Source organism: Macellibacteroides sp., assembly GCF_050251695.1.
In the GTDB taxonomy this organism is placed as follows: domain Bacteria; phylum Bacteroidota; class Bacteroidia; order Bacteroidales; family Tannerellaceae; genus Macellibacteroides; species Macellibacteroides fermentans.
The window spans coordinates 24,294-29,220 of record NZ_JBFWMI010000033.1; the positions used below are offsets into that span (position 1 = coordinate 24,294).

Annotated in this window: 3 protein-coding genes; all 3 read left to right on the forward strand. The window is 42.1% G+C overall.

Annotated features, from left to right (window positions below; all coding sequences use genetic code 11):
• On the forward strand, positions 1-1,449 hold a 1,449-nt coding region (locus tag AB7E53_RS06900), incomplete at its 5' end, for a TonB-dependent receptor (protein WP_446774876.1).
• A gap of 77 nt (positions 1,450-1,526) precedes the next feature.
• Positions 1,527-3,602, forward strand: a complete 2,076-nt coding sequence (locus tag AB7E53_RS06905; RefSeq protein ID WP_446774878.1) for a TonB-dependent receptor — start codon at positions 1,527-1,529, stop codon at positions 3,600-3,602.
• 10 nt (positions 3,603-3,612) lie between these two features.
• Positions 3,613-4,815: an MFS transporter gene (locus tag AB7E53_RS06910; protein WP_446771689.1), complete on the forward strand. Its 1,203-nt coding sequence runs from the start codon at positions 3,613-3,615 to the stop codon at positions 4,813-4,815.
• Positions 4,816-4,927 lie beyond the last annotated feature (112 nt).

Here is a 4,927-nt window from a genome sequence, read left to right on the forward strand (position 1 = left end):
GAATACAAGTCCAATCAATTCACTCTAAGTAGCACAACTGGTTACCGGCATCTGAAGGACAACATGAATATGGATCAGGACTTTTCTCCACTTTCTATCTTCACACTCAACCAAAAGCAGAAACAAAACGCATTCAGTCAGGAAATAGCCCTAAAATCTAACCAACCGACTAATTACCAGTGGTCTGTTGGCTTGTATGGGTTTTACGACGATCTGCATACGGATGGTCCGGTAACATTCAAGGAAGATGGTGTAAAAACTGTGCTTCAATCTGTGTTTGACCGGCTTAAAGCGAGTATCCCACGGATGCCTCAACTTATCATTCTGGATGAACAGATCTACATTCCGGGATCGTTTGATACTCCAACCTACGGACTTGCACTTTACCACCAATCCACGATAAACAATCTGTTCTCAGAAGGATTATCTCTTACCGCCGGTATCAGACTGGATTACGAAAAGGCTGAGATGGATTACCACTCTGAAGCAAGTATGCATTTTGGTATGCAGATGGCACCGGGTATGCCGATGATTACCTTGCCCGAACTTCCAACAAGCGTTATGGATGGAAGTATTAACCAAGACTCATGGCAGGTTCTACCCAAAATCTCGCTCAAGTATGAATGTACCCCACGTACATTTACTTATATTTCGGCAGCAAGAGGGTATAAGGCGGGAGGTTACAACGTACAGATGTTTGCTGACCTGATTCAAGATCAGCTTAAATATGACCTGATGAGTGCCTATGCTCCACAAATGGCAGTAGAACCCTCTCCGGTTAAAGATGTTGCATCCTACAAACCAGAATACAGTTGGAACTATGAAGCAGGCATCAAGAGTGAACTGATCGACAAAAGATTAACAGCAGAACTCACCTTGTTCTATATGGATCTTCGTGACATTCAACTCACTAAATTTGTAAACAGCGGCAACGGTCGAATGATAACGAACGGAGGAAAAGCAAGAAGTCTGGGAGCAGAAGCAACTATCCAGGCCCGTATTACTTCTAACCTCACCGCCAACATCAACTATGGATATACAAATGCCACTTTCCGGAACTATTTCCATGAAGAAAAACAAGGTTCTGAAATTATCCGGACCGACTATAAGGGAAATCATATTCCCTACACTCCTTCTCACACCTTCAGTGCTGGATTACAGTATTCCAAGCTACTAAATAATTGTTGGCTTGATCAGTTTACAGCATCAGCTCAATACTCCGGTGCAGGAAAGATTTGGTGGACCGAAAAAAATGATATCGGACAAGACTTTTATGGTACTGTGAATGCCAAAGTCGGAGTTCGTAAAGGAAATATAAAACTGGATGTATGGACTCGCAACTTGTTGGATGCTGATTATACCGCGTTCTATTTCGAATCATTTGGGAATCCATATATGCAAAAGGGAAAACCGTTCCAGGTAGGCGCTGAAGTATCGGTGGCCTTCTGAAATCGAAAACAAAATTATTCGGGCTGATATAGGTATATATCGGCCTGAGTTGTAAATACAGGAATAATAACTAACGTATGAACAAATTCATTTTTCTGACAATATGTATTCTTTCTTTCGGACTACAGCTCCATGCGGAAGAGGTTGACACATTGAACTCCCGAAGTATCTTTTTAGACGAGGTAGTAGTTCAGTCATTCAAACAGAATAAATCTTACCGGATGGAGCCGATCTCGGCTTCTGCATTCAGCAGCACGGGGATTGTAAACCGGAATATTACCGGGATCAAGGAGTTTAGTGCGCTTGTGCCCAATTTGTTCATCCCCGATTACGGCTCCAAACTTACATCTCCGGTATATATCAGAGGAATTGGATCGAAGATTAATGCCCCGTCCGTGGGGTTGTATGTAGATGGAATACCATATTTTGAGAAGTCGGCCTTCGATTTTGATTTCAGTGAAATAGACCGTATCGAGGTATTACGCGGTCCACAAGGTACTCTATACGGACGGAACACCATGGGTGGTATTATAAATGTTTTCACTAAATCACCCTTGGAATGGCAAGGGAGCAGTCTTTCCCTGATGGCCGGTAATTATGGACAACGACAAGCATCGGCATCACACTATGGAAAACTAACCCACAATCTGGGCTATGCCATATCCGGCAACTATAATCATACGGATGGGTATTTCAACAACTTGGCTACCGGCGAAAATGCCGATACACAAGACAGTGGATCCGGACGAATTCGCCTGGAGTGGCAATTGCAACCAAAACTCAAAATACAGCTGATGACCAGTCTGGATCACTCTGATCAAGGAGGTTATCCCTACGCGCTTTACAACAAAGAGACCAATAGTGTGGGGCAAGTCAACTACAACGACTTCAGTTCTTACCGACGAACTCTGTCCAATACAGGTGCCACAGTCGATTACAAAACAGACCGTTTTTGGCTGAGTTCACAAACTGCATTTCAATATCTTAAAGACAGACAAGGAGTAGATCAAGACTTTTCCACAAAAAACCAATATTATGTGATACAAAAGCAAGAACAAAACATGCTTTCGGAAGAACTTAATATTAAGGCTGTAACTCAGACTAATTATAAGTGGTTATTCGGAGCCTTTGGTTTTTATCAGGGAATGGACAACGAAGTCGACATGGATTACAAACTCCAGCGTATGTCTACCCATAAAGTTTACGATTCACCCACTTATGGCTTCGCCCTCTATCACCAGTCCACTATCGATAAACTTTTTACCGACGCACTTTCTCTTACACTGGGTATTCGTTATGATTGGGAACAGGCACATACCGATTACAAAGCATATCGAAGCATGAATAACACAACCGGTATGACTGACAGCTTTAAAAGTAAGCTCACATTTCGTCAGCTCACCCCCAAAGCTACACTTCAATATACCTTTTCTGGGAGTCAACTGCTATATACCACTGTATCCAAAGGATATAAATCGGGGGGATTCAACACCTCCTTCGAAAGAGATGAAGACCGTTCTTTTGAACCGGAATACAGTTGGAACTACGAGGCAGGAACTAAACTTAACTTTTGGCAAAACCGCATTAAGACCGAGTTAAGCCTGTTCTATATTGACTGGCGCAACCAGCAAATCTACCAACCGCTACCCAGTGGAAAAGGTTCCATGCTAAAAAATGCAGGACGATCAGAAAGCAAGGGAATTGAATTCGCTCTCCAGGCTAATGTATGTAACGGATTTATGTTTAACGTTGCCTATGGTTATACTGATGCCACTTTTAAAGAATATCAACGTAGCGCCACATTGGATTATGCAGGAAAAAAGCTACCACTTGTTCCGTCTCAGACATTCTCTGTGGGAACCGATTATTTGTTCCGTGTAAAATCGCCTTTACTGGATCGCATTCAGATGAATATCTCCTATAGCGGAACTGGGAAACTCTACTGGAGTGAAAGCAACGAAGCCTTTCAAAAATATTACGGTATATGGAACGGTAAAGTCTCTTTCATGAAAGGGGCATTGACGGCTTCTATCTGGGGAAAAAATCTCACAGGAACAGAATATACGGCATTTTACTTCGAAAGCGGCGGAAACTCCTTTGCTCAGAAAGGAAAACCTGTTACCTTTGGGGGAAATCTGACGTTGAACTTCTAATAGAGAATCCATGTGGTTTAAACCTACAACCAGTAAACTGGTTACTTTTTTCTGTCTTTACATCGCACAGAGTATACCTATGAGTTTTTTCTCAACGGTTATTCCTGTTATGATGCGGCAGGAAAATTTCTCGCTTGCCTCCATAGGCTTATTACAATTGATAAAACTTCCCTGGATTCTCAAATTTCTTTGGTCACCCCTTGTAGATCGAAACTGTGTTACCGTTTCGCATTATAAGAAATGGATCTTCTCTTCGGAACTCATCTATGCTGTTCTTATATTTTCGGTTGCCTTTCTTGATTTCAAGGAGAACTTTACAACCATACTGGTATTGGTGATTATCTCGTTTGTAGCATCAGCCACCCAAGACATCGCCACCGATGCACTTGCTGTTCTTTCATTTAGCAGAAAAGACAAAAGTCTGGTTAACAGCATGCAATCGATGGGGAGCTTTGCAGGAGCCATGTTGGGTGGAGGAGCCCTTCTGCTTCTTTTCAAACAGATCGGATGGAATAGCCTGCTTCCATGTCTTGCCGTATTTGTAATCATAGCATTAGCACCCCTTCTTTTTAATAAAGAAATCGCCATCAAAGAAAAGAGTCCTGCTCAAAAAGCAAAACGTATGGACTTTTATTACTTTTTTACTCAAAAAGGTATCTGGAAACAAATAGTTTTTCTATTCCTTTACTACGCTGGGCTCATCGGCATATTGGCTATGCTAAAACCATACATGGTAGATCTGGGATACAATATGCAGGAAATCGGGATTATGAGTGGTGTAGCCGGAACTTCTGTAGCATTCGCATCTTCTTTTGCAGGAGGATTCATCCTTCGTCGCATAGGCAGATACCGTAGCCGGATTCTATTCTCGGTTTGTATTCTATTGGCCACGCTCTATTTCATGTGTCTCTCTTACTGTACTCCCACCACCCTGATGCTTTATATCGGGATCTTTTTGCTTTGGGGAAGTTACGGAATGGCAACCATCGTTGTATATACAACAGCCATGGATAGCGTACGGGAAGGACGCGAAGGAACTGATTTTACGATACAGACCGTAATTACGCATCTAAGCGGTATGTGTATGGCTATTGTGAGTGGTAAGATAGGAGACCATGCTGGTTATCACGGAGTATTTTTATTTGAGGTAGTGCTGGCAACTACCTCCTTATTATTCATATTACTGTTTTTTAAAAAGGGACAAACAAAATGACAGACCTGTTGCTTGAAAAATATAATGTACCTGTACCAAGATATACAAGTTATCCGCCTGCAAATTATTTTTCGGATGCCTTCAACAACAAGACATACGAAGAGGCTATAAT